This window comes from Pseudarthrobacter raffinosi (assembly GCF_023913735.1).
Classification (GTDB): domain Bacteria; phylum Actinomycetota; class Actinomycetes; order Actinomycetales; family Micrococcaceae; genus Arthrobacter; species Arthrobacter raffinosi.
The window spans coordinates 159,292-183,754 of the sequence record NZ_JAMXBH010000004.1; the positions used below are offsets into that span (position 1 = coordinate 159,292).

General features: G+C 65.5%; 28 protein-coding genes. 19 read left to right on the forward strand and 9 right to left on the reverse strand.

Annotation, left to right across the window (positions count from 1 at the left end; all coding sequences use genetic code 11):
- The first annotated feature begins 168 nt into the window (after window positions 1-168).
- From NG698_RS05225 to NG698_RS05245, 5 genes are all read left to right on the forward strand, one after another.
- Window positions 169-1,470 (forward strand): ABC transporter substrate-binding protein, encoded by a 1,302-nt coding sequence (locus NG698_RS05225; RefSeq protein ID WP_252608511.1) that lies wholly within the window; start codon window positions 169-171, stop codon window positions 1,468-1,470.
- 26 nt (window positions 1,471-1,496) lie between these two features.
- Window positions 1,497-2,432 (forward strand): carbohydrate ABC transporter permease, encoded by a 936-nt coding sequence (locus NG698_RS05230; RefSeq protein WP_305884346.1) that lies wholly within the window; start codon window positions 1,497-1,499, stop codon window positions 2,430-2,432.
- Window positions 2,432-3,316 carry a carbohydrate ABC transporter permease gene (locus NG698_RS05235; RefSeq protein WP_252608514.1) on the forward strand — a complete coding sequence of 295 codons (885 nt, stop codon included), beginning with the start codon at window positions 2,432-2,434 and terminating at the stop codon, window positions 3,314-3,316. The genes NG698_RS05230 and NG698_RS05235 overlap by 1 nt, the downstream gene beginning before the upstream one ends.
- 53 nt (window positions 3,317-3,369) lie before the next feature.
- Window positions 3,370-5,082 (forward strand): glycoside hydrolase family 13 protein, encoded by a 1,713-nt coding sequence (locus NG698_RS05240; protein WP_252608516.1) that lies wholly within the window; start codon window positions 3,370-3,372, stop codon window positions 5,080-5,082.
- Between the two features lie 83 nt (window positions 5,083-5,165).
- A complete protein-coding gene (locus NG698_RS05245; RefSeq protein WP_252608519.1) occupies window positions 5,166-6,134 on the forward strand; it encodes an aldo/keto reductase in 969 nt (322 codons plus the stop codon).
- 227 nt (window positions 6,135-6,361) lie between these two features.
- On the opposite strand, the gene NG698_RS05250 is transcribed toward NG698_RS05245, so the two are convergent.
- The 6 genes from NG698_RS05250 to NG698_RS05275 form a co-directional block, all read right to left on the reverse strand.
- Window positions 6,362-6,673, reverse strand: coding sequence for a thioredoxin family protein (locus NG698_RS05250; RefSeq protein WP_252598457.1), 312 nt, complete (start codon window positions 6,671-6,673; stop codon window positions 6,362-6,364).
- Window positions 6,674-6,768: 95 nt separating this feature from the next.
- On the reverse strand, window positions 6,769-7,569 hold the full coding sequence (locus NG698_RS05255; RefSeq protein WP_374210080.1) for a cation diffusion facilitator family transporter: 801 nt from the start codon (window positions 7,567-7,569) through the stop codon (window positions 6,769-6,771).
- Window positions 7,566-7,892: an ArsR/SmtB family transcription factor gene (locus NG698_RS05260; protein ID WP_252608524.1), complete on the reverse strand. Its 327-nt coding sequence runs from the start codon at window positions 7,890-7,892 to the stop codon at window positions 7,566-7,568. Before NG698_RS05260 ends, NG698_RS05255 begins: the two co-directional genes overlap by 4 nt.
- A 114-nt stretch (window positions 7,893-8,006) precedes the next feature.
- Window positions 8,007-8,129: a hypothetical protein gene (locus tag NG698_RS21920; RefSeq protein ID WP_374208712.1), complete on the reverse strand. Its 123-nt coding sequence runs from the start codon at window positions 8,127-8,129 to the stop codon at window positions 8,007-8,009.
- Window positions 8,130-8,363: 234 nt separating this feature from the next.
- Window positions 8,364-8,714: an ArsR/SmtB family transcription factor gene (locus NG698_RS05270; protein ID WP_252576205.1), complete on the reverse strand. Its 351-nt coding sequence runs from the start codon at window positions 8,712-8,714 to the stop codon at window positions 8,364-8,366.
- Between the two features lie 111 nt (window positions 8,715-8,825).
- Window positions 8,826-9,566 (reverse strand): aquaporin, encoded by a 741-nt coding sequence (locus tag NG698_RS05275; RefSeq protein ID WP_252569630.1) that lies wholly within the window; start codon window positions 9,564-9,566, stop codon window positions 8,826-8,828.
- A gap of 45 nt (window positions 9,567-9,611) precedes the next feature.
- Here NG698_RS05275 and NG698_RS05280 point away from each other — a divergent pair, with 45 nt between their 5' ends.
- From NG698_RS05280 to NG698_RS05340, 13 genes are all read left to right on the forward strand, one after another.
- On the forward strand, window positions 9,612-10,286 hold the full coding sequence (locus NG698_RS05280; RefSeq protein ID WP_252608533.1) for an arsenate reductase/protein-tyrosine-phosphatase family protein: 675 nt from the start codon (window positions 9,612-9,614) through the stop codon (window positions 10,284-10,286).
- A 149-nt stretch (window positions 10,287-10,435) separates the two neighbouring features.
- Window positions 10,436-10,858, forward strand: a complete 423-nt coding sequence (locus tag NG698_RS05285) for an arsenate reductase ArsC (protein WP_252569627.1) — start codon at window positions 10,436-10,438, stop codon at window positions 10,856-10,858.
- Window positions 10,859-10,896: 38 nt separating this feature from the next.
- The gene (gene trxB / locus NG698_RS05290; RefSeq protein WP_252608536.1) at window positions 10,897-11,874 is read left to right on the forward strand and encodes a thioredoxin-disulfide reductase; all 978 of its coding nucleotides are present in this window, start codon (window positions 10,897-10,899) and stop codon (window positions 11,872-11,874) included.
- Window positions 11,875-12,053: 179 nt separating this feature from the next.
- On the forward strand, window positions 12,054-13,433 hold the full coding sequence (locus NG698_RS05295) for an FAD-dependent oxidoreductase (RefSeq protein WP_252608538.1): 1,380 nt from the start codon (window positions 12,054-12,056) through the stop codon (window positions 13,431-13,433).
- A gap of 58 nt (window positions 13,434-13,491) precedes the next feature.
- A complete protein-coding gene (locus NG698_RS05300) occupies window positions 13,492-14,163 on the forward strand; it encodes an arsenate reductase ArsC (RefSeq protein ID WP_252569619.1) in 672 nt (223 codons plus the stop codon).
- Window positions 14,160-14,582, forward strand: coding sequence for an arsenate-mycothiol transferase ArsC (locus NG698_RS05305; protein ID WP_252608540.1), 423 nt, complete (start codon window positions 14,160-14,162; stop codon window positions 14,580-14,582). The genes NG698_RS05300 and NG698_RS05305 overlap by 4 nt, the downstream gene beginning before the upstream one ends.
- Before the next feature lie 145 nt (window positions 14,583-14,727).
- Entirely contained in the window at window positions 14,728-15,591 is an 864-nt protein-coding gene (locus NG698_RS05310) for an HpcH/HpaI aldolase/citrate lyase family protein (protein WP_252598443.1), read from the forward strand.
- Between the two features lie 32 nt (window positions 15,592-15,623).
- Window positions 15,624-16,595 (forward strand): DUF2797 domain-containing protein, encoded by a 972-nt coding sequence (locus tag NG698_RS05315; RefSeq protein ID WP_252608542.1) that lies wholly within the window; start codon window positions 15,624-15,626, stop codon window positions 16,593-16,595.
- A gap of 22 nt (window positions 16,596-16,617) precedes the next feature.
- On the forward strand, window positions 16,618-16,842 hold the full coding sequence (locus NG698_RS05320) for a DUF3188 domain-containing protein (protein ID WP_252598440.1): 225 nt from the start codon (window positions 16,618-16,620) through the stop codon (window positions 16,840-16,842).
- Window positions 16,843-16,886: 44 nt separating this feature from the next.
- Complete coding sequence (locus tag NG698_RS05325; RefSeq protein WP_141141246.1) at window positions 16,887-17,354, forward strand: FAS1-like dehydratase domain-containing protein; 468 nt, start codon at window positions 16,887-16,889, stop codon at window positions 17,352-17,354.
- 2 nt (window positions 17,355-17,356) lie between these two features.
- Window positions 17,357-17,794, forward strand: a complete 438-nt coding sequence (locus tag NG698_RS05330) for a MaoC family dehydratase (RefSeq protein WP_058931677.1) — start codon at window positions 17,357-17,359, stop codon at window positions 17,792-17,794.
- A gap of 4 nt (window positions 17,795-17,798) precedes the next feature.
- Complete coding sequence (locus NG698_RS05335) at window positions 17,799-19,073, forward strand: MFS transporter (protein WP_252598438.1); 1,275 nt, start codon at window positions 17,799-17,801, stop codon at window positions 19,071-19,073.
- Window positions 19,074-19,121: 48 nt separating this feature from the next.
- The gene (locus tag NG698_RS05340) at window positions 19,122-20,189 is read left to right on the forward strand and encodes a UDP-N-acetylmuramate dehydrogenase (protein ID WP_252608555.1); all 1,068 of its coding nucleotides are present in this window, start codon (window positions 19,122-19,124) and stop codon (window positions 20,187-20,189) included.
- Between the two features lie 20 nt (window positions 20,190-20,209).
- On the opposite strand, the gene NG698_RS05345 is transcribed toward NG698_RS05340, so the two are convergent.
- Window positions 20,210-20,719, reverse strand: a complete 510-nt coding sequence (locus tag NG698_RS05345; protein WP_252608557.1) for a hypothetical protein — start codon at window positions 20,717-20,719, stop codon at window positions 20,210-20,212.
- A gap of 37 nt (window positions 20,720-20,756) precedes the next feature.
- Between NG698_RS05345 and NG698_RS05350 the strand changes: the two genes are divergently transcribed.
- Entirely contained in the window at window positions 20,757-21,854 is a 1,098-nt protein-coding gene (locus NG698_RS05350; RefSeq protein ID WP_252598662.1) for a winged helix DNA-binding domain-containing protein, read from the forward strand.
- Window positions 21,855-23,008: 1,154 nt separating this feature from the next.
- On the opposite strand, the gene asd is transcribed toward NG698_RS05350, so the two are convergent.
- Both asd and NG698_RS05360 read right to left on the reverse strand, forming a co-directional pair.
- Complete coding sequence (gene asd, locus NG698_RS05355) at window positions 23,009-24,151, reverse strand: aspartate-semialdehyde dehydrogenase (protein WP_252598433.1); 1,143 nt, start codon at window positions 24,149-24,151, stop codon at window positions 23,009-23,011.
- Window positions 24,152-24,243: 92 nt separating this feature from the next.
- Window positions 24,244-24,462 (reverse strand): NF038396 family protein, encoded by a 219-nt coding sequence (locus NG698_RS05360; protein ID WP_252598432.1) that lies wholly within the window; start codon window positions 24,460-24,462, stop codon window positions 24,244-24,246.
- Window position 24,463: the final 1 nt, after the last annotated feature.

Below are 24,463 nucleotides of genomic sequence, written 5' to 3' on the forward strand. Positions count from 1 at the left end.
TCCAAATAAATACTCTCCAGGCTATGTGGGCCGGACGGCCGCCGACCACTGGCATCCCAGCCCTTCACCCAGCCTTTGCAAAGGAGCAACCATGAACCGCATCCCGAAGCATTGCCCACCCCCGCCCAAGCCGCGGCCCCGTCACTCCCGTACGTCAGGCTCCGCCCTGTGAAAGCCGCTGTTCCGGCAACGCTGCCCAGCAGGCGCTCCCTCTTCCGGGTAGCCGGTCTGGCCGGGGCGGCAGCCCTCATTCCGCTCTCCGGCTGTGCCGGCCACGCAGGCCAGCAGAACGGTGTCACCACACTCCGCTTCATGCAGAACAAGCCGGAGGTGGTGAACTACTTCGACCAGGTCATCAAGGACTTCGAGGCGCTCAATCCTGATATCCGGGTGATCCAGGACTTCAACGAGGGCAACTTCGTCCCCGGCCTGGTCCGGAACGATCCGCCGGACGTAGTGACCCGAGGCTTCGCGAAGGCAACTGCCGACTTCGTGAAGAAGGGCATCTTCGCCGACCTCAGCGACCTCCCCGCAGCGTCGACCATTGATCCTGAGATGCAGGAGCTCATCAGCTCTTGGGGCCAGTACAACGGCAACGAGGTCAGCGCCCTGCCGTTCTCCTTGGCTGCGGCCGGCGTCATCTACAACCGGGACATCTTCGACGCCAATGGCGTAGCCGTCCCCACCACCTGGGACGAATTCGTGGCAGCCTGTGAAACCTTCAAGGCGGCCGGTATCACGCCGATTTACGGAACGTTCAAAGACTCCTGGACCCTGGCACAGGGCATGTTCGACTACGTCTCCGGCGGTTCGCTGGACACGGCGGAATTTTTCACCAGGATCAATGGCAAGGGTGCCGATATTAGCGCGGGAGCCGCCGAATCCTTCACCACCAACTTCGGGCCCGCGCTGCGCCAGATGCTCCAGCTCGTTTCCTATTCCCAGAATGGCGCCAGCAGCAAGAATTACGCGGACGGAAATGCTGCCTTCGCCAAAGGACAGGCCGCCATGTACCTCCAAGGACCCTGGGCCCTGTCGCAGCTGGTTTCCGCCAACAAGGACATCAGGGTGGGTACATTCCCCCTGCCCGTAACGAACAACCCGGAGGAAACCAAGGCACGGGTGAACGTGGACATGGCACTGTCCATCACCAGGAACACCCCCAACATGGCTGCGGCCCGGCGTTTCGTCGCTTACTTGCTGGAACCGTCAGTGGTGAACACGTACAACGAAAAGAACGCCGCCTTCTCGCCGCTCAAGGACGCCCCGCCGGTGACCAACCCGCAGATCAGCGGACTGGACGAATCGGTCAGAAAAGCCCGCTACTACCAGGGCGCCGGCACCTACTTCCCGCCGTCGGTGCCGCTGCACAACTACATCCAGTCTTTTGTCTACAGCAAAAACGGCGACCAGTTCCTCGCCGCGCTCGACGACGAATGGCGCCGAGTCGCCGAACGGACGGCGGTCTGATGCCCACCACGATTCCAGGAGTCCCCATGACAACGACGTCCACCGTGGCGAAGGCCGGCCCCAGCCCGGAGGGCCCGGCCGAGACCAACGTGCGACGGTCCCCACGACGGATCGACCCCACGTACTACTGGATGGTGGTGCCGGTCCTCGCACTCTTCGCCTTCTTCATCACCCTGCCAGCGCTGGTTGGTGTGTTCTTCAGCCTTACCAACTACGCAGGCTACGGTGACTGGAAGTTCATCGGCCTGTCCAACTACGTCAACATCTTCAGGGACCCGGCAATCCTGCAGTCCTACATCTTCACGTTCGTCTTTGCCCTGACCACCACCGTGGTGGTCAATATCGTGGCCCTGGCGATCGCCCTTGGACTGAATGCGAAAATCAAGTGGCGAACCGGCATCCGGACCGTGTTCTTCATCCCCATGGTGCTCTCAGCCCTGGTGGTGTCGTTTGTCTTCAACTACCTGTTCTCCAACACCCTGCCGGTGCTCGCTGAACGGTTCGGCTTAACGCCGCTTGCCACCAGCATCCTGGCCAACGAAAACCTCGCCTGGCTGGCCATTGTGCTGGTCACCGTGTGGCAGGCCGCGCCCGGAGCCACCATCATCTACCTCGCCGGGCTCCAGAGCGTGCCAGCGGAGGTCTACGAAGCCGCGGACGTGGACGGTGCCGGCAGTTTCCGGCAGTTCCTTAGCCTTACGCTGCCACTCATCCTCGGTTATCTCGTCATCAACGTGATCCTCGGGTTCAAGGGATTCCTGGGGACCTACGAGATCATCGTGGGCCTCACCGGCGGCGGACCTGGCATGGCGACGCAGTCAGTGGCCATGCGCATCTTCTCCGGCTTCACGGGTGGCGACTATTCCTACCAGATGGCCAATGCGGTCATCTACTTCCTGATCACTTTGCTGATCTCCGTCATCCAGCTGCGCCTCATCCAGCGCCGGGGGGTATCTCTCTAATGACCGCATCACAACTTCCACAGCGCAGCGCCCGCGTCCTCACAAAACGAGTCTCCGGCCGCGAAGGCTTCAAGATCAACTGGTGGCTCACCGCCCTGATGCTGGTGGCCTCGCTGACTGTCCTGCTGCCGCTGTACTTCACCGTGGCCATGGCGCTGAAAACACCGGACCAGATCGGCACCGGGACCGGGCTTGCCTGGCCGAACCCGCTGAACTGGGAGAACTTCGCAGCCGCCTACGTGGCCACGAACTTCCCCCGGGCCTTTATGTCCACGGCATTCGTCACCGTCTTCAGCGTCCTGGGCTCACTGGCCTGCAGCTCGCTGGTTGCCTACGCCATCGCGCGGAACTGGAACCACCGATTCTTCCGCGGCGCCTTTGTGTACCTTCTGTCCGCGATGTTCATTCCGTTCCCGGTGATCATCCTTCCGCTGATCAAGCAGACGGCATTGCTCGGCCTGGACAACCCGGCCGGCGTCGTCTTCCTGCACGTGCTGGGCGGAATCTCGTTCAACGCGCTGCTGTACATCGCGTTCGTCCGCTCCATCCCGGTGGAGCTGGAGGAATCGGCCCGGATGGACGGCGCCACCACCTGGCAGGTGTTCCGCAAGATCATCTTCCCGCTGCTGGCTCCCATGAACGCCACAGTAGGCATCTTCGCCTTCCTGGGTTCGTGGAACGACTTCCTGCTGCCGCAGATGATGATCGCCGACCCGGCCCTGCAGACCCTCCCCGTGGTCCAAATGCTGTTCCAGGGCGAGTTCAACACCAACTACAGCCTCGCGTTCGCGTCCTACCTGATGGCCATGGCACCCACACTGGTGGTTTACATCCTGGCCCAACGTTGGGTACTGTCCGGAGTCATGCGCGGGGCCGTTAAATAGCCAGACTTATCCACCCAGCAAGAACAACCCAAACAAGAGAAAAGGATCATCCTTTGTCCACCACTGCCACGCTGGCAACCCTGTCCGATTCCGACCGTCTGGCCGATCCCAACTGGTGGCGCCAGGCCGCGGTCTACCAGATCTATCCGCGCAGCTTCGCCGATTCAAACGGTGACGGCATGGGTGACATCAAGGGCATCACGGCCAAGGTCCCGTACCTGAAGGTACTGGGGATCGACGCCGTTTGGCTCAGCCCGTTCTACCCGTCGGCCCTGGCCGACGGCGGCTACGATGTGGACGACTACCGCGACGTGGACCCCAAGCTGGGCACGCTGGCGGACTTCGACGAGATGGCCAAGGCGCTGCACGCCGCCGGCATCAAGCTGATCGCCGACATCGTCCCCAACCACTCCTCGAACCGGCACGAATGGTTCAAGGAGGCGCTCGCCGCGCCGAAGGGTTCCGCCGCGCGTGAGCGATACATCTTCCGTGACGGCAAAGGACCCAACGGCGAATTCCCGCCGTCGGACTGGGACTCCGTCTTCGGCGGACCGGCTTGGGAACGCATCACCGAGCCGGACGGCACCCCCGGCCAGTGGTACATGCACATCTTTGCCAAGGAGCAGCCGGATCTGAACTGGTCCAGCCGGGAGGTCCGCGATGACTTCCTCAAGACCCTGCGCTTCTGGTCCGACCGCGGCGTCGACGGCTTCCGCGTGGACGTGGCCCATGCCCTCACCAAGGATCTCACCGAGCCGCTGCTCTCCAAGCTGGAGCTGACCGAGGCCAACTCGGGGACGGACGGGTTCGACGACGGTTCGCACCCCTTCTGGGACCGGGACGACGTCCACGACATCTACCTCGAATGGCGCGAAGTCTTCAACGAATACAACCCGCCCCGCACCGCCGTCGCCGAAGCGTGGGTGCACGCTACCCGCCGTGCCCGCTACGCCAGCCCGGAGGGCCTGGGCCAGGCCTTCAACTTCGACCTGCTGCAGGCCGACTTCGATGCCGAGGATTTCCGCGAAATCATCACCCGCAACCTCGCCGAAGCCGCCGCGACCGGCGCGTCCTCCACCTGGGTTTTCTCCAACCACGACGTCGTCCGGCATGCCACGCGCTATGGCCTGCCCAAGGCGTCCAAGGGCAAGAAGCACGCCAAGGGCCAGGACGGGAAGGGCTGGCTGCTGGCCGGCGGCCCCAAGGAGGAACTCGACGTGGACCTTGGCGAGCGACGTGCCCGCGCCGCCACCCTGCTGATGCTCGCTGTGCCCGGCTCGGCCTACCTGTACCAGGGCGAGGAACTGGGCCTGCAGGAAGTGGCGGAGATTCCGGACTCCGAGCGCCAGGATCCCGCGTTCTTCCGGAACAGGGGCGTTGAGGTGGGCCGTGACGGCTGCCGGGTGCCACTGCCCTGGAAGGTTGAAGGGACCTCCTTCGGCTTTGGCGACGGCGGTGCGCACCTGCCGCAGCCGGACTGGTTCAGCAAGTATGCGGTGGAGGCGCAGGACGGCACCGAAAACTCCACCCTGGAGCTGTACCGCACGGCCCTGAAGCTGCGCCGCGAACTGCAGGCCGGCGAGGAGCTGGAGTGGGTGGAGACCGGCAACCCGGAGGTCCTGCACTTCCGCCGCCCCGGTAGCTGGCAGTCCGTTACCAACTTCGGGGACACCGCCGTCGACCTGCCGGCAGGGACCGTCCTGGTCAGCAGCGCACCGCTGGTGGACGGCAAACTGGGCGCCAACAGCACCGTCTGGCTGCGCTGACATAACCCAAGATCGACAGGTGGCGGGACCCGGCCGGGTCCCGCCACCTGTGCGTCTGCCACGGCTCATGAAAGAGTGAAGCAATGACCCAACACACCGTTCCATCCCCCGCGCAGGAACTCATATACGGCTGCATGGGCCTGGGCGGCAGCTGGACCGACGAACCGCATCAGGTGCAGCATGTGGACGAGGCCGCCGCCGCCGTCGAGGCCGCGCTGGACGCCGGCATTACGCTGTTCGATCACGCGGACATCTACCGCGGCGGCAAGTCCGAGTCGGTGTTCGGCGAGGTCCTCGCGGCAACGCCCGGCCTGCGTGACCGGATCCGGCTGCAGACCAAGTGCGGCATCCGGCTCCGCGAACGCGGGCTGGCCACACACTATGACCTCAGCCGGGAATCCATCCTGGAACGCGTGGACGGCAGCCTGAAGAGGCTGCAGACGGACTACGTGGACGTCCTCCTGCTGCACCGCCCGGATCCCCTGACGGACCTGGCGGAGGTGGCGGCCGCCGTCGGGCAACTCCTGGCCGACGGCAAGGTTCGGGCGCTTGGGGTGTCCAACATGTCCGGCGCGCAGATCAAGGCGTTGCAGGAGCGGCTGGAGGTGCCCGTGGTGGCCAACCAGCTGGAGATGAGCCTGCTGAAGCGGGCCTGGCTGGAAAGCCAGGTCCTGGTGAACCATCCGGAGTCGCTGGACTACAGCTTCCCGCACGGGACCCTGGAGTACTGCAGCGAAAACGGCGTTACCGTGCAGGCTTACGGTGCGCTGGCGCAGGGGTTGTACACGGGGGCAGCTCCGGAAAACCCGACGGCGGCGGAGACTGCCGCGGCCGCGATGGTTGCGGAGCTTGTGAGTCAGTACGGCACCACGGGGGAGGCCGTCCTCCTGGGGTGGCTGATGAAGCATCCGGCCGGCATTGCACCCGTGATCGGGACCGTGAATCCGGCGAGAATCGCCGCCTGCGCGGACGCCGCCCGCGTGGCGGAGGCCATGACCCGGGCCGACTGGTACGGACTGTGGATTGCGGCGCGGGGCGGCACCCTCCCCTGAGATGAAGTCCTAGGAGCGGGCCTTTCCAGGGAGCGCCGGACAGCGACGCCGTCGGCGCCTCTCGCTTCGACGTGGGACGATGTCAAGTATGTGGCTTGGCCTTAGGGCGAGGGCGCAAGGCGACCCGGAGCCCGCATCTCCGGCAAATGTAGGCGGGTTCGGCACCGAGGGCATGGAGCTTCTCGCGCTTCATTGTCCGGCCACAGCAGGAACACTGATGGTAAGTGTCAGAGGCCATGGTTCGTCAGAGCTTCCGTCATCTGATCGACGGTTGGAACGCCGGCAAGACCATCTGGCGTGGGGTAGATCCGGCATGCGAGGTCGCTGGCCGGTGCCCTGTCGGGGAAGATGTCGGCCCCGTCTGCCGTGATCGTCGGCGAACCGGCAAAAGCCGTCCCGAGCGTATCTGCCGGAGTCTTGATGTGCCGCAAACGGACGCGGATGTCTTGGCGCCCCAAAGCGACCAAGGCGGCTTCCACCTGCTTGAGTGCAGGGGCCATGTTCGGGCAGTCATCGATGTGGAGGAGTTCTATTCTCACGTTGTCGTTCTCCGGTTCGCCTATCGCGGTAGTGCTGATCAGGGTTTGTGTCGTCTGTGGCCGATCCTATTCCGGTCGCTGCAGGCGGGCAGGCTCTAGGCATGGCCCTGCCCAGCGGGTTCGGAGCGGCTGGTAGGCGGTTCAGAACTGGTTCCGCAGCCCTCACGGCAGCCGGAAGTATCACTTTGCACAACAACCGCGTTCAGAGGTGCCGGTTCGCCCAAATCGGCCGGACCGGTGACTTTCTTGCTGCGGGTGCCCGGCTCGGGGACGGCGCAGCAGACGTCCCCTTTCCAGGCGTTGAGGCCTTCGCGAGTGGCGATCCCGGCGATGACCAGCGCCGCGCCGGCGTCTGCCCACCACCATCCCAGTGTGCTGTTGAGAACCAGGCCCACCAAAAGAACTGCGGATAGATATGTGCACAGCAGGGTCTGTTTCGAATCTGCGACCGCCGTGCGGGAGCCAAGTTCACGGCCCGCGCGGCGTTGAAGCCAGGACAGGACAGGCATGATGGCCAGACTCAGGGCAGCGATCACGATGCCCGGAGTGGAATGCTGTGCCTGGCCGCCTCCGGATAGGGCCCTGACCGAGTCCACGGAGACGAACAATGCAAGGGCAAAGAAGGACATCGCGATGATCCGCAGGGTGATGTGCTCGCGCCGTTCGGGGTCCGTCGCGGAAAACTGCCAGGACAGCGCGACCGCGGAAGCGACCTCGATCACCGAATCAAGTCCGAAGCCCACGAGGGCCGAGGAGTCGGCCAGGTTGCCCGCCCATAGCGCGACGACGGCCTCAACGACGTTGTAGGTGATCGTCGCGGCCGCGAACAGGCGGATGCGGCGGCTCAGGACAACGCGGCGGCTGGCCGTAGGCGCACTTTGAATTGTGGTGGTCACACCAAGCACGTCCCGTCTGGGGCACAGCAGGCAGGATCCACGGCCAGCACGACACCCAGCAGATCTCTTATCGCGTGGCCCAACCGGGCGTCGGCGAGCTCGTACCGGGTCCGCCGGCCGTCCGGGACAGCCACCACCAGGCCGCAGCCCCGCAGGCATGTCAGGTGATTGGACATGCTCTGCCGTGAGACACCCAACGAATCGGCCAGGTCCGACGGGTATCCGGGCGCATCCTCCAATGCCAGCAGAATCCGGGCCCGGGTAGGGTCGGAGACCGCGTAGCCGAACCGGGCCAGCACTGGGGCGTGTACGAGGGATTCCATATAGCCAAAGTACATCCAAGTGTGTATTCACGCAATCGTGTACTCAAAGCGGAGATTCAGGCCATCATGGCATTGCCTGCGCATGGCGGCCTTTGGCTGGCTTTCGTCCTCCGATCAGATGGCGGGGGAGTGGCGCTCGATCAGGAGGGTGTCCCGCCACTGGCCGGCGCGAGGGCCGTGTGGCATTCGGGCGATGCGGTTTCTGCGCCCGACGATGGTGAAGATGGAGTGTTCCACTACTCCTGCATAGGCCGGCCGGGAGGAGGCGGGCGAAACCGCGGCCCAGCCGAGGACCTCACCTCGCTGGATACTGCGACATGGCGGTGGCCGGGCAGCTTGGACTGGTCGAAGGAGTCCCAGTCAGGGGCTTGGTTTCGAAGGTGGCCTGCCCGGTGTCGATACCTTGCTGGTAAATCCGTCGGATGGCCGGCCAGTCGGACTGCTCCATGTTCTGCAAGGCCACCGGGTAGGTCATAAATTGGCCAGGATGCCGGCGGCGTCGTCGAGGGCTCCGGGGACGAGAGAGTAGTAGGCCCACGTGCCACGCTTTTCGCGGTGCAGCAGCCCTGCCTCCACCAAAATTTTCAGGTGGTGGGAAACCGTTGGCTGGCCCAGGTCCAGGGGGTCGGTCAGGTCGCACACGCAGGACTCGCCCGAGGATTCGGCCTTGACGATGGAAAGCAGCCGCAGCCGGTTCGGATCGGCCAGCGCCTTGAAGACCAGGGCTTTCTGCTTCGCCTCCTCGGCCCCCAATGCGGGCGGACCTGCCGGGATGCAGCAGGCGTCATCCGTGGCCTGATCGATTACGGGCAGCAAGTTCATGTACCCATTATGCCCGAATATTGACCATCATCAATGTATTAATCCCGCGGCTCGACCCGGAAGTGGCTACGCTCCGGAGGCTTGCCCGCCGTCGGACCGGTCGACGAAGTCTTAGGAGCTGGTCTTTTCCGTGGCGTGCGGAAGAACGACGTCGTCCGCGTTGCGCGCCACGGAGGGGAAAAGGGCGAGTAGGAGCCCCAAGCCTACGGCCGCCCCGAGCAGTTGCGCCACCACAAAGCCGGGAACTGAAGCGGGTGCGATGCCGGCGAAGGTGTCACTGAAGATGCGGCCGACCGTCACGGCGGGGTTGGCGAACGACGTTGAGGACGTAAACCAGTAGGCGGCTCCAATGTAGGCGCCCACGGCCGGAGCTGCGAGGGTGCCCCGGTTTGTGGCCGCCAGGGTGAAGATCAGCAGGACGAGCCCTGCGGTGGCGACAACTTCGCCCAGCAGCTGCCCGGTGGTGGCGCGGTCCTTCACCGAGATGGAAGTGCCCACCTCGAACATGGCGTTGGCCACCACGCTGCCGCTGATTGCACCGACGGTTTGGGCAACTACATATGTGCCCAGGTCCGGAAGTGTCAATCCGGTTCCGCTGCGCCGGCCGAGGACCCAGTCCACGAGCGAGACCACGGGGTTGAAATGCGCGCCGCTGATCGGGCCGAAGACGAGGATCAGCACCGTCAGACCCAGAACCGTGGCGGTGCTGTTCTGCAGCAGCTGCAGGCCGATGTCGCTGGGGGAGAGCTGCTGTGCCATGATCCCCGAGCCAACGACGATCATGACGAGCAAACTGGAACCGAGTAGTTCGGCGAAGGCGCGGCGCCACAACGGCGGTTGTTGAGAAGTCATACCAACAGCTTGACTCAAGATATTTACTCAGTCAAAATTGAATCAATGAACATTGACCCAGTTGAAGTTTTCCGCGCGCGGGTCGCCAAGCATGCGGCCCTGGCGGATCCCGCGCGGCTGCGTATCGTGGACCTGCTGACCCTGGGGGATTTTTCCCCTACGGAGCTGCAGGCCGAGCTCGGGATGCCGTCGAACCTGCTGTCGCACCACCTGCGCACACTGGAAGCCGCGGGCCTGGCGACACGCCACCGTTCGGAGGCGGACAAGCGCCGCAGCTACATCCGGCTGGCCGCAGGGGCGTTGGAGGGATTGGCCCCCGGCCGCGAACACGGCGCCCGCCGTGTCCTCTTCGTCTGCACGCGCAACAGCGCCAGGTCCCAGCTGGCCGTCGCACTCTGGAATCAGGTCAGCGACATCCCCTCGACTTCGGCGGGCACCCATCCGGCGGACCGCATCGCCCTGGGTGCCATTGATGTCGCGAGTCGCCACGGCGTTGCTCTCGCGGACCTTCCCCCGCGCCGGCTCGATGAAGTGGCGCACGATGATGACTTCGTCGTGACCGTATGCGACAACGCCCACGAGGAAATCCTCAACCTGGGAGGGATCCACTGGTCTGTTCCGGATCCACTGCGCCTAAACACGGAGGATGCTTTCGAGGGCGCCTTCACTGACATCTTCCACCGCGTTTCCGGCCTCGCGCCCCGACTGCATGCTGCCTGATAGTCTACGCCCGTAAATATTGACAACCATCAATATATTGTTCGATACTGCATACATCGACGCATATCAATGTCTAGCCGGTGTGGGTGGTGCGGACACGACGACCTCATCAAAACTGATCCACACGCAACTGATTCCAGGAGAAACACGTGAGCACCGAAACCGCCAAGAAGCCTTCCGTCCTTTTTGTCTGCGTCCACAATGCCGGCCGTTCCCAGATGGCCGCTGCCTTCCTGACCACCCTCTCCAGGGGCGGGATTGAGGTGCGTTCCGCCGGTTCCCAGCCTGCGGACAAGGTCAACCCGGCCGCCGTCGAGGCCATGGCCGAACTGGGCATCGACATGTCTGCAGAGATCCCCAAGGTCCTCACCACCGAGGCCGTGAAGGAGTCCGACGTCGTGATCACCATGGGCTGCGGCGACGAATGCCCCTACTTCCCCGGCAAGCGCTACGAGGACTGGGTCCTGGAAGACCCGGCCGGACAGGGCGTGGAGTCTGTCCGCCCCATCCGTGACGAGATCAAGACGCGCATCGAAGGACTCATCGAGTCCCTGATCCCGGCCGCCAAGTAACCCACCCCGCGCATTTTCAAGCACCAGGAGAGACCAACGTGAGCACCGATCAGTTGATCATTATCGGCTCCGGCCCTGCCGGCTATACGGCGGCCATTTACGCCGCCCGCGCGGGACTCAACCCGCTGGTCCTGGCCGGCTCGGTCACGGCTGGCGGCGCCCTGATGAACACCACCGAGGTGGAGAACTTCCCGGGCTTCCCGGGCGGTATCCAGGGCCCCGAGCTGATGGACGGGCTGCAGGAGCAGGCCGAAAAGTTTGGCGCCCGCATCGTGTTCGACGACGTCATGGAAGTCACGCTGACGGGGCACCTCAAGCGGGTGGTCACCGGATCCGGCGAGACCCACGAGGCACCCGCCGTCATCCTGGCCACCGGCTCCGCTTACAAGGAGTTGGGCCTGCCGGAGGAGAAGAAGCTCAGCGGCCACGGCGTGTCCTGGTGCGCCACCTGCGACGGCTTCTTCTTCCGCGAACAGGACATCATCGTGGTGGGCGGCGGCGACTCCGCCATGGAGGAAGCCACCTTCCTGACCCGCTTCGCAAAGTCCGTGACCGTCGTTGTGCGCAAGGGCGAAGTCCGGGCCTCCCGGATCATGGCCCAGCGCGCCAAGGACAACCCCAAGATCAGCTTCGCGTGGAACTCCGCCATCACGGCCATCCACGGTGATGCCAAAGTCACCGGCGTCACCCTCACCGATACACGCACCGGGGAGACCCGCGAGCAGGCCGCCGCCGGGATCTTCGTTGCCATCGGCCACCTGCCGCGGACCGAACTCGTCGCCGGACAGGTTGACCTGGATGCCGAAGGCTACATCAAGGTCGACTCGCCCACCACCGTCACGAACCTCACCGGCGTGTTCGCCTGCGGCGACGCCGTGGACCACCGCTATCGCCAGGCCATCACAGCAGCCGGCACCGGCTGCGCGGCAGCCCTCGACGCCGAACGCTACCTCGCCGCGCTGGAAGATGCGGACAGCATCGCCACCGCACTGGTCGAAGAGCCGATCCACGCCTGACCACCGGGAAAGGGGAGGGGGTGAACTGGATGGACACCGATTGCTGCACCGATACGGGCTGCTGCGACGAGGACGATCTGGACTGCTGCTGAACAGCGCCGCCCCGGCCTGCCGGTCCCACAAGGCTCCGGCAGGCACCCCGATCGAACCGCACACCAACGGATGAAACAGAGGACAGCATGGATCCAGTAAAGAACCTTCCCGTCGCAGTCATCGGCGCCGGCCCCGTCGGTCTTGCTACCGCAGCCCACCTGCTCGAACGCGGCCTCGAGCCGCTGATCTTCGAGGCAGGCCCGACGGCGGCATCCGCCATCGAACAGTGGCGCCACATCCGGCTGTTCTCACCCTGGCGGTTCAACCTCGACGCCGCGGCCGTGCGTTTGCTGGAGGACGCCGGTTGGGAAACCCCTCGCCTGACGGCACTGCCTTACGGCGGGGAACTGATCGACAATTACCTCGCCCCGCTGGCTGCAACCCCGGAGATCTCCTCCCGGCTCCAGACCAGCGCACGCGTCATTGCCGTTACACGCCAGGGCATGGACAAAACCCACGTCCGGGACCGTGACGCCACCCCTTTCACCGTCCGGGTCGAACACGACGGCGGTGAAATCCGCGACCACACCGTGGCGGCCGTCATTGACGCGTCCGGCACGTGGTCCACCCGCAACCCGCTCGGAACTTCCGGGCTGCCCGCCATCGGTGAAGACACGGCCGCCGCCCGGATCTCCTCGCCCCTGCCGGACGTCACAGGACGGGACCACACCTCCTTCGCGGGCCGCCGCGTCCTGGTCGTGGGCGCCGGGCACTCGGCCGCGAACACACTGATCAATCTGGCAGACCTCGCCAAGGAGGAACCCGGAACCACCATCCTGTGGGCCGTGCGCGGAGCATCCGCTGACAAGGCCTACGGAGGCGGCGAGGCCGACGGCCTGCCCGCCCGCGGCCAACTCGGAGCCCGGCTCCGCCGACTCGTGGAGGCCGGAACAATCGAACTGCACACCGGCTTCGGGATCGCTGCCTTCAAGAGCCTGGACTCCAGCGTGAGCGTCGAAGCCGTCGACGGACGCACTCTGGAAGCGGACATCATCGTCCCCTGCACGGGCTTCCGGCCGGACCTGGTCAGCCTGCACGAACTCCGGCTCAACCTTGACCCCGCTGTCGAAGCACCCGTCGAGCTGGGCCCTTTGATCGACCCCGAATTCCATTCCTGCGGCACGGTCAAGCCGCATGGCGCCAAGCTTCTCGCCCACCCGGAAAAGGACTTCTACATCGTCGGCATGAAGTCCTATGGCCGTGCGCCGACCTTCCTGCTAGCTACCGGCTACGAACAGGTCAGGTCCGTCGCTGCGGCACTCTCCGGCGACCAGGCCGCGGCGGACACTGTCCACCTTGAACTGCCCGAAACCGGGGTTTGCTCCACCGACGCCGGCACCAGCTGCGACGTCCCCGCGGCCTCAACAGCAGACACTGACGGATCGGCGGAGAGCGGCTGTTGCGCCGCCCCGGAACCGGTCCTCGTTGGATTCCCCACCGGGCTGGCTCACGGCCGCTCCGGGTAACACTGACCACAACCAACCACGACGCACCGTTCCAGACGCACGCCAAGGGAGTATTGCCATGACCGAACACCAGAAAACGACGCTGGGATTGCAGGACAATACTGAAATCCTGCACCGGATCAGCGAACGCCTCGCCGAGCGTTTCACCGGGGTGTTCGCCGTCGAGACGGTCGAACGCTACGTCTTCGAGTCCTACACGGCCTTGGCCCGGACAGCGAAGATCAGCGCCTACCTGCCTGCCACCACGGAACACTTCGCCAACGACCGGCTGGCCGCCCTGGCCAAATCCAAAGGGTCGGTGGTCTCCGAGGTCCCGGAGGTCCTGTTCGTTTGCGTGCAGAACGCCGGGAGGTCACAGATGGCTGCCGCGCTGCTCAACGTTGAAGCCAAGGGCAGGATCCGCGTCCGGTCGGCAGGCTCCATGCCGGCAGCTGAGCTGGATCCAACCGTTGTGACTGCAATGTCCGAAATGGGCTTGGACATGGGCAAGGACTATCCGAAGCCACTCACGGACGACGTCGTGCGGGCATCTGACGTCGTCATCACCATGGGCTGCGGTGACTCATGCCCCATCTACCCCGGGAAACGCTATGAAGACTGGGACCTCACCGACCCCGCCGGTCAGTCCCTGGAGACGGTCCGGGTCATTCGCGACGAAATCCAGGCGCGCATCAAAACCCTCGTCGGCTCACTCCTGGCCGCAGAACAGAAAGAAAACATCAACTCATGACCGAAAGCACCAAGACTCCCCGTATCCTGTTCGTCTGCAGCAAAAACGGCGGGAAGTCCCAACTTGCGGCCGGTCTCATGCGGGACCTTGCCGGGGATGAGGTCACCGTTTACTCGGCAGGCACTAAACCGGGCAGCCGCCTGAACAACGAGGCCGTGGAATCCCTGAACGAACTCGGCATCGACATCACCGGGGAACACCCTAAGCCCGTCACCGACGAGGTGCTTGACGCCGTCGACGTCGTGATCGTCCTGGGCACCGAAGCCAAGCTCGAAGCCCGCGGAGGCACCCGCTTCGAAACCTGGGAAACCGACGAACCTTCCACCCGGGGCATCGAAGGCACGGAGCGCATGCGCCTCGTCCGCGACGACATCAACGCCCGCGTCCGAAAGCTCCATGCGGAACTCACAGGGAACTAAGCCTGTCCAAACCAGTGATTGAGCTTGTCGAAACCTGGGTCTCGACAGGCTCGACCACCGGCGCTGGCCGGTCGTATCTGTATTGTTCGGCACGTCCGGCGCCATGGCTTAGCGCTGGCAGTGCCCGGGCAGATACGGTAGTAGCATGACGTCACCCACCGCCACCGAGACATTACGCCCCAAGCGCAACATCCCAGCAGAAATCGCCCGTTCGTGGCTTCTGGTCAACGCGATGAAAACCGACCTGTTTGACCAGTCGGCTGTTTCGCGCGCTGACTCGATCATCCTGGACATCGAGGATGCCGTGGACCCGTCGCAAAAGGACGAAGCGCGAGGTCACGTGATTGACTGGCTCAGCGGTGGCGGCCAGGCCTGGGTCCGCATCAACGATGCCACCAGCCCGTTCTGGGCCGATGACCTTGCAGGGCTACGCGGTACGCCCGGCCTGCTCGGCGTGATGCTCGCCAAGACCGAATCAGCTGACCAGGTGACCGAAAGTTTCCACCGGATGGACGGCAAGACGCCGGTCATCCCGCTCGTCGAATCGGCGCTCGGCATCGAGGAAGCCAACAACATCGCCAAGGCCCAGGGTGCTTTCCGCCTGGCGTTCGGCTCCGGCGACTTTCGCCGCGACACCGGCATGGCGGCCACCCCGGAGGCCATGGCCTACCCGCGCGCCAAGCTGGTGGTCGCTAGCCGCGTGGGCAACCTCCCGGGCCCCATCGACGGCCCCACCGTCGGCACCAACCACCCCATCCTGCGCGAGCAGACCGGCATCACCGTGATGATGGGCATGACCGGCAAGCTGTGCCTGGCCATCGACCAGACGAACGTCATCAACGAGGTCATCAGCCCCACCCCGTCGGACGTCGCCTGGGCCACGGACTTTATGGCCGACTTCGAGGCCAACGGCCGCGTCATCCGTGACGGCTCGGACCTGCCCCGCCTGGGTCGCGCCGAAAAGATCATGAAGCTCGCCATAGCGTTCGGCGTGCAGCCGGCGCTGTAGCGCCACCCGTACACCCAAGCACTGGAGACCCCGTGACCCATACCCGCTATCTGGTTCACGGGGTCTTTTGGGACGGCGCCCCGGCGCAGTCTGTAGGGCACGACGGCGGCGGCCCGGCTCTGCGCCTCCAGTCACCGTCCGGGGATCTCCGCGAGGTCAGCCTCGAGGCGGGCGCCAGGCTCGGTTTCGCGGTGGCCGATCACGGCAGGTTCTGCCTGGGGCACCACAAGGTCCACTCAGCCAGCAGCCGCGACCACATCCTGTGCCCGGCCAGCGCTCCCGCTGTGAAGGGCAAGCAGTGCGAACGCTGCTTTGTGCTGGACGATTCCCGCCTCATCCACGATTTCCACCGGGGTGGCCGCGTTCCGGACGGGCTGCTCACTTATCTTCTGCAGGATCACTGGCTCTACGTGGCCACGTTCGCCGGCGGCGCCAGCAAGGTGGGCACGGCGTCCCACCTGAGGAAATGGAACCGGCTCGCGGAACAGGGAGCGGTGGTGGCACGGTACGTTGCCAGGGCGGAGGACGGCCGGGTGGTGCGGATCCTTGAGGACATGGTGACGCGCGAGGCCGGGCTGGCGCAGCAGGTCCGCTCCGCCGCCAAAGCCGAGGCGCTGGCGGGGCCATTGCCAGCGGCCGCCCTGGACGGCATCAATGAGCGGCACGCGGCCGCGGTCCGCACGCTGCTGGGCCAGGCCGCCGTCGACGGTTTCAGCCCAGAAGGTTGCAGCGCAGAAGGTTTCAGCATTGTGGACGAACTCTGGGTGCGGCCGGCGCAGGCGGCAGGGCTCTGTGCCCCAACGCCGCGCCACGCCTACCCGCATCCGTTGGAGCAGGGAAAGCACGGCTTCGGAATCACCGCGCTGAGCGGGACCAACGCCCTCGCCAGCCTGGCCGGAACGGACGCGGCGTTTGTGGTGAACCTTGGCCGGCTGGCTGCCCGGACAGTCGTCCTGGGGGGCTTCGCCTCGGAGGTCCCGGCCGTGCAGGAATCGCTGTTCTGAACGTGCTCGGTAGACTGTCACGGTGCTCAAAGAATTCTGGGAGTCAGCGCCCACCTCGTACAAAGTCCTGGTCTTCGGCGCCATGGGCCTCATCGGCGTCGGGATCATCCTGAACCTGATCGGCAACACGTCCGGAAACCAGGGCCTGGCCACGGCTTCCCTGCCGCTGATCGGTCTCGGCCTCCTCCTGCACATCGCCGGGATCGTGGTGCGCGGCCAGACCATCCGGAAGAACCTCCGCAAGTAGCCGGAATTCCGGGTGTCCGGGGGCAGACCGATAGGCTTGAGGCCATGACTATCAATCCGGACCTGCAGGGCCGCAGCTACCCTGCCGCAGAGGTTTACGACGTCGGCCGCGAGAAGATCCGCGAGTTCGCCCGCGCCGTCAAGGCCACGCACCCAGCCCACTTCGACGTCGAGGCCGCCAAGGCCCTGGGGCACAAAGACCTGGTGGCACCACCCACGTTCGCCATCATCATCGCCCAGCGCGCCGATGCCCAGCTGATCGAGGATCCGGATGCCGGCATCGACTTCTCCCGCGTGGTCCACGCCGACCAGCGCTTCATCCACCACCGCCCCATCTTTGCCGGCGACCGCCTGGTTGCCGAACTGCACGTTGACGGTGTCCGTGCCATGGGCGGCGGGGCCATGATCACCACCCGCCAGGAAATTTTTGCCCTGACCGACGGCGGCAACGGGTCGCGCGAGGCAGTCGCCACCACCACGTCATCCATCCTCGTCCGCGGAGAGGGACAGTAACCATGAGCCCCAGCTTCCACGAACTCAGCGCCGGGCAGGATATCGGCAGCCGCACCATCGAGGTCACCCGCACCGACCTGGTCAAGTACGCCGGCGCCTCCGGCGACTTCAACCCCATCCATTGGAACGAAGCCTTTGCCACCGGCGTGGAACTGCCCGGCGTCATCGCCCACGGCATGTTCACCATGGGTGCCGCAGTGCAGCTGGTGACCGACTGGGCAGGCGACCCCGCCGCCGTCGTCGACTTCCAGACCCGTTTCACCAAGCCGGTCCTGGTCACGGACACCACCGGAACCACGGACGCCGGAGCCACCATCGAGGTCAGCGGCGCCATTGGAAAGCTCGACGCCGATGCCGGCACCGCCCGCGTTGACCTCACCGTGGTTGCTGCCGGCCAGAAAGTGCTGATGAAGGCCCAGGCTGTCGTCAGGCTTTCATGATCCTTTGACCGTCAACACAACTGCCTCGGCCGAGGTCACTGCCTGGCGCAATGCCGTGGTGGTTGCCTACGCCGGCAGCGGACTGGCCTTCGCGTCCTGGGTGTCCCGGCTTCCGGCGATCCGCGACGGGCTGGACCTGACCCCCGGCACTGTCGGTTTGCTGCTGCTGTGTATGACGCTGGGATCGTTCATCTCGGTGTCCGCGTCGGGGCTGATCGTGCTCCGCCTGGGTTCCAAACGGACCATCCGCGCCGGCGCCATCATGGTGGGCTGCGGCATGGCCATCACCGGATTTGGCACGTCGGTGCTGGCCACCCCGGGCGCGGTGGCCGTAGGTCTCGCCGTCATCGGATTGGGTTCCGCCAGCTGGAGTACCGCCTCCAACGTCGAGGGCGCCTCGGTGGAACGCGCGGTTGGCCGGCACATCATGCCCAGGCTCCATGGCGCGTTCAGCCTCGGCACCGTCGCAGGTGCAGGCCTTGGCGCGTGGGCCGCAGCCGCCTCCGTCCCGGTGTTTTGGCACCTGGCCGCGGCCGGCGTCGTGGTTGCCGTCTCGGTGACGACGGCGGCAGCCTGGTTCCGTGCGGATGTCACCCCCGTCGCGGGGGAACGGACCTATGTACCGGACAACTTCGAGGACCCGTTCACCGGCCCGATCCCCATTGTCACCGCCGGGGCGCCCGCTGACAGTGCCGGTGTCCCGCTGGACAACAAGCGCAAGATCGCGGAGGCATGGCGCGACCGGCGCACCCTGCTTCTCGGAGTCATGGTCCTGGGGCTTGCCTTGGCCGAAGGTGCAGCAGGGGACTGGGTGGCACTGGCCCTCGCCGACGGGCACGGCCAGACCGACGCCGCCGGAGCCGCCGGTTACGGGCTCTTCGTGACCTTCATGACCATCGGACGGTTCGCCGGCACTGTGGTCCTGGACCGTTTCGGCCGCGTTCCGGTGATGCGCTGGTGCGCCGCGCTGGCAGTGTCCGGACTCGGACTGTTTGTGTTTGCCCCCGTTCCCTGGCTCGCCTTTGTGGCCCTGGCCATCTGGGGACTCGGCGCCTCGCTGGGCTTCCCGGTGGGCATGTCCGCCGCCGCCGACGATCCCGCCAAGGCTGCGGCCCGCGTCTCCGTGGTCTCCACCATCGGCTACGGCGCGTTCCTGTGCGGGCCGCCGCTGTTGGGACTGCTGGCTGAACACGTAGGCATCCTGCACTCGCTGCTGGGCGTGATGGTGATGCTGGTAGCCACGTTCCTGCTCTCACCGGTGGCCCGGAAGATTCCCTAGCTCAGTTTGATGGCGTTTGATTCGGTTTGGTCTTGTTACGCTGGTTTGGTGACCCAGACAATGCTTTCTGCCCTGACCACGGCCGCCGTCGGGGGCCCCGCCGGCAAATATGTTGAGGCCAGCACCGAGGCGGAGATCATCGACGCCGTCCGCACGGCGGACGCCGCGGGGGAGCAGGTCCTCATTATCGGCGGTGGCTCCAACCTCTTGATTTCCGACGACGGGTTCCCCGGCACCGTGATCAGGATCGCCTCGGAAGGGTTCACCGTCAACGCCGAGGACTCCTGCGGCGGCGTGGCCGTAGTGGTCCAGGCCGGCCACAATTGGGATGCCCTGGTGGAGCACGCCGTGCTGCATGCGTGGTCCGGCATTGAAGCACTTTCCGGCATCCCGGGGGCCACGGGCGCCACGCCCGTGCAGAACGTCGGGGCCTACGGCTCTGACGTCTCCCAGACCATCGCCGCGGTCCGCACCTGGGACCGGACCCGGAACGCGGTCCAGACGTTCACCAACTCCGAGCTGAAGTTCGGCTACCGCGATTCCATCCTGAAACAGACCACCGTCGAGGGCTCACCCCGCTACATCGTGCTGACCGTGGAATTCCAGCTGCCGCTGGGCCGGATGAGCGCGCCTATCCGCTACGCCGAACTGACCCGCTCCCTGGGCGTTGAAGCAGGCAAACGGGCGTACTCCAACGATGTCCGCCGGGAGGTCCTGCGGTTGCGGGGTTCCAAGGGCATGGTGCTGGACCCGGCCGACCGGGACACGTATTCCACCGGCTCCTTCTTCACCAACCCGGTTGTGCCCGTGGACGTGGCGGCAACGCTGCCGGAGTCCGCACCGCAGTACCCCGCGGGGGCGGACGGGCTGGTGAAGCTGTCCGCAGCTTGGCTGATCGACCAGGCCGGATTCGGCAAGGGCTATGGCCTGGAGGAGGGCAGCGCCTCCGGCGGGCGGGCGTCACTGTCCACAAAACACACGCTGGCCATCACCAACCGCGGCTCCGCCAGCGCGAAGGACATGCTGGCCATCGCGCGCGAGGTGCGTGCCGGCGTCGTCGAACGCTTTGGCATTGAACTCCACCCGGAACCGTTGCTCATCGGCCTGACGCTCTAGCGTTCAGCCCGTTGAAGGCATCAGCCTGCTTGCGTGACCGGCGCCAGGCGCCCGTCAACGGTGCCGATCAGCCGGACGTTCGTGGCCATGCCCAGCAGGGCGGCGGCCCAACCGGTCAGCGCCAAATATGGCCCCATAAACAGCCAGACCATAAGGCCCGGAACCGCCGGGTGGGTCGCGGCTGCAAGAATGCAGACCACCAAACCGATCACGGCGGTGGCATGGGCGAGGATCCAGAGCAGCCGGCCGCTGACGGGATAGAGCTTCCAGTCACGGACAATGCGGACCTTGCCGCGGCCCACCCGGATACCGGGAAAAAGCACGACGTACCCTCCGCCCAGCGACAGGAACAGGGAAGGCAAGAGGAGTTCCAGGGGTGCCTCGCCGCCGCCTCCCGGGAATCCCAGGGGCTGGAAACCAATGGCCGGGGCCAGCCCGATGGCCACGCCGGCCAGGACCGATACGGTCCCTGCCACCAGCCATGCCTGTGTTCCGCGCGCGAACAATTGCCACAAACTCCCCAAAGTCATGCTTACACCCTATCGGGCCAGGTCCTACGATGAGGACATGGCAGTGAACCGCGTAAGCCCCAAGGTGCTGGGCAGGTTACGCCTGGCCTCTCAAGGACTGCTTGGCCCCGGACTCGGCTCCGTAGAGGGCGCGGTCCGCTGGATGACGGCCACGCAGGCTCAGGACCTGCAGGCCGCGCTCTGGGCCATCGGCCTCCGCGTTCCGGGCGCAGGTTTGACTGACGTGCGCGCCGCGCTGGACAGCGGAAGGGTGGTCCGGTCCTGGCCGATGCGCGGCACCCTGCACCTGGTCGCTCCCGGGGATCTGCGCTGGATGCTGGACCTCACCACCGAGCGTCTTAGCCGCATCATTGCCGGCCGGCACCGGGAACTGGACATCACCTGGGCGGACATCGAGAAGTGCCGCGACGTTGCCTTGGAGCGGATTGCGGCCGGCGGTCCCGTGAGCCGGACCGAACTCTTCGAGGTGTTTGAGGCGGCCGGGCAGCCCACCACCGGCCAGCGGGGGATCCATATCCTGGGGACGCTGTGCCGGCACGCCTGGCTGGTTCAAGGGCCATTGGCCGGGAACCAGCAGCTGCTGGTGGCGTTCGATGACTGGATCCAGGTTTCGCGGGGCCTTGAGCGTCAGGAAGCGATCGCCGAGTTCATGCTGCGCTACTTCCGCAGCCACGGCCCTGCCACGGTCCGCGACTTCGCCTGGTGGACGCAGATTCCCCTGACCGACGTGCGGGCGGCGTTTGAGCTGGTCAGCGGCCAACTGGTGGAGCTGGAGTTCGCGGGCGTCCACTACTGGATGTCACCGGAGACTGCATCAATGCTCGACGACGGTGTGCCCGGGCAGCGGTCCGTCCTCCTCTTGCCGGGCTTCGACGAGTTTGTGCTGGGCTACATGGACCGGAGCCTTGTGCTGGCCCCTGAGCACGCCAACAAGATCGTCCCGGGCGGCAACGGAGTGTTCAAGAAGACCGTCGTGGCAGGGGGAGAGGTGATCGGCACGTGGGCGCGGGCCGGCACCGGCCGCAGTTCCGCCGTCGTGCCTGAACTCTTTGACGAATCCAAACCGCTTGGACCCGCTGCGCAGGCGGCGTTCAGCAAGGCCGCCGTACAGTGCCTCGCATTCCTGGACAGCTAAGCCAGGCCCCAATCGCCGCCCTGCCGAACACGGGCGGCCCTGCCCCGCAAAAGCGGTGCGGGGCAGCACCGTTCCTGCGGGGCAGGGCCGTTCAAGCGGCGGGTGGCAAGCGGGGAGGCAGCGCAGGATGCCGGAAGAAGCGGATGCGGGTATTGCTGCCGGGGTTGTCCACATAACGTGGCTGCGATCTACCCGGGCCAGCACTCGTCCGAGAACCTTGGACCATGAATGGCGACAAAATCCGTGTGCTCCTGGATGTGCGCTGGCCGGCCTTCCCCGTTGCCTCCACGCAACAGTTGGACGCGGCAGGGCTGGACGAGCGGGTCCTGACGGCGGCAGTCCGCCCCGGAACCATCCTGCGCCTTCGACGCGGAGCTTACGTCCGGAACGCTGACTGGAAGAGAGCGGAGCCGTGGACCAGGGACGCCCTGCGGATCCAGGCGCACTTCCTGTCCACCGGCGGGGCCTGCCGCTACAGCCATATCAGTGCCGCCAGGCTGCACGAGTGTCACGTCTGGGATGCCGGGCCCATGATCCACGTCACCACGGACTACGCCAACTCGACGAATAGTGCCGGCACGGACGTCCGCACCCACCGGATGGACCTGCAACCCGTAGATGTGACAACGCTGTGGAGCATGGGTGGCAAAGAGATTCTGACCACCGGCATTGAACGGACCGTCCTGGACTGCGCCCGTATCCTGCCACTGGAGCAGGCAGCCGTGATCGGCGACCACGCGCTGCGCAAGGGAGCCGGGATCGACAGCATGCGGCAACTTCTGGACGTGGGACCGGTCAAACGCGGGAACCGGCGGGCGCTGGATCTGCTGGCGGCCCTGGATGGGCGGTCGGAATCGGTGGGGGAGACCCGGACCAGGCTGCTGCGATCATTCGATCTGCACATGTTCATTCCGCAGTTCGAGATTCAGACGCCAAGTGGTCAATTCCGGGCAGACTTCGCGGATCCGCTAACCCGCATAGTGATTGAGTTTGATGGCAGCGGCAAATACACCGACTACGGGCCCACGGAGGACGTGCTGCTCGCAGAGCGTCGCCGGGAGAACGCACTGATCGAAGAAGGCTGGCTGGTCCTTCGACTTGAGTGGAAGCACTTGGCGTATCCCGCAGAAGTGCGGCGCCGGAGCCGCGGGAGGTTACAGGTTCCCGGTGGCGATGTTGAGCATGCGGCGCAGCGGCTCGGCGGCGCCCCAGAGCAGCTGGTCGCCCACGGTGAAGGCGCTGATGTACTCCGGGCCCATTTCCATCTTGCGGATGCGGCCCACGGGGATGTCCAGGGTGCCGGACGCAGCCACGGGGGTCAGGCCCGCCATGGAGTCTTCCTTGGTGTTCGGGATGACCTTGGCCCACTCGTTGTCCTCGGCGAGTAGCTTCTCGATCTCGGACACGGAGAGGTCCTCGCGGAGCTTGAGGGTCAGCGCCTGCGAGTGCGAACGCATGGCCCCGATCCGGATGCACAGGCCGTCCATCATGATCCGGTTTTCGTCCGAGGTGCCCAGGATCTTGTTGGTTTCAACCCCGGCCTTCCACTCTTCCTTGGACTGGCCGTTCCCAAGGTCCGCGTCGATCCACGGGATCAGGGAACCGGCCAGCGGCACGCCGAACTGGGTGGCGTCGATGTCGGTGCGCTGGTGGGCGAGGACCTTGCGGTCAATTTCCAGGATGGCCGACGCCGGGTCGTCCAGTTCCGAGCTGACCTCGGCATTGAGTGTGCCGAACTGGCTGAGCAGTTCGCGCATGTGCCGGGCGCCGCCGCCGGAAGCAGCCTGGTATGTCATGGACGTGCCCCATTCAACGAGGCCGTTCTTGAACAGCCCGCCGAGGCCCATGAGCATGCAGGAAACGGTGCAGTTCCCGCCGATGAAGTCCTTGGTCCCGTTGACCAGGCCCTTGTCGATGACGTCGCGGTTGATCGGGTCCAGCACGATGATCGAGTCGTCGTTCATGCGCAGCGTGGAGGCGGCGTCGATCCAGAGGCCGTCCCAGCCGCGGCCACGCAGCTCGGTGTGCACGCGCTTGGTGTAGTCCCCGCCCTGGGCGGTGACAATAATGGGCAGCTTAGCCAGCGTGTCGACGTCGAACGCGTCCTCAAGCTTGCCGGCGGCGCCAGCGGCAGCACCGGCAATCGACGGGGCGGCACCTCCCGCGTTTGACGTGGAGAAGAACACCGGGTTGATGTTGGCGAAGTCGCCCTCGTCCTGCATGCGCTGCATCAGGACGGAGCCGACCATGCCGCGCCATCCGACCAGGCCGACGGAGGGGGTAGCTGCTGTAGTCATTCGTCCAGTTTAGACGCCGGATCGCGCAGGGCGCAGTCGGTTACGTCACCCGCGCGGGGATGCGTACGAGCGGCGTGCGGGGGAAACAGGCGTCAGCTGCGGTTGGTTTCCTCCAGCACCGCGGCTTTGCGGAGTCGCAACGCGTAGAAGGCGCCGAAGGCAAACACCTGCGTCACCACCACCAGCACGATGGCGCCGGGGATCTTGTTGCCGCCCAGGATCATGGTCAGGCCAACGATCGCAGACAGCAGCGCGAGCAGCGGCAGCAGCATGTAGCCCAGCACAAACAGTGTTTCCGGTTTTTTCAACATC